General features: G+C 42.6%; 1 protein-coding gene. It reads left to right on the top strand.

Translation table 11 applies throughout. From position 1 onward, the window contains the following. A partial coding sequence (locus tag H5202_RS23830) for an IS66 family transposase (RefSeq protein WP_182774176.1) occupies positions 1 to 251 on the top strand: 251 nt, incomplete at both ends.

The following is a 251-nucleotide window of genomic DNA, read 5'->3' as shown; positions in this document are numbered from 1 at the left end:
GTGGATGATGGACGACTCAGCATCGATAACAATAGAGCTGAACGTGCAGTAAAACCGTTTGTGATAGGCCGAAAGAATTGGTTATTTAGCCAAACGGCTAACGGTGCACATGCCAGTGCCACCCTCTACAGTATTGTGGAAACCGCCAAAATAAATGGTCTAATCCCATTTGATTACATCATGGTTTGCCTTGATGAACTGTGTAAACCAGAACCCAATATCGATAGCTTGTTACCCTGGAATTTTAAACA

The organism is Shewanella sp. SG41-4, from assembly GCF_014164505.1.
Classification (GTDB): domain Bacteria; phylum Pseudomonadota; class Gammaproteobacteria; order Enterobacterales; family Shewanellaceae; genus Shewanella.
The sequence above is the reverse complement of the archived record's forward strand: the minus strand, read 5'-3'. Positions and strand labels throughout refer to the sequence as shown.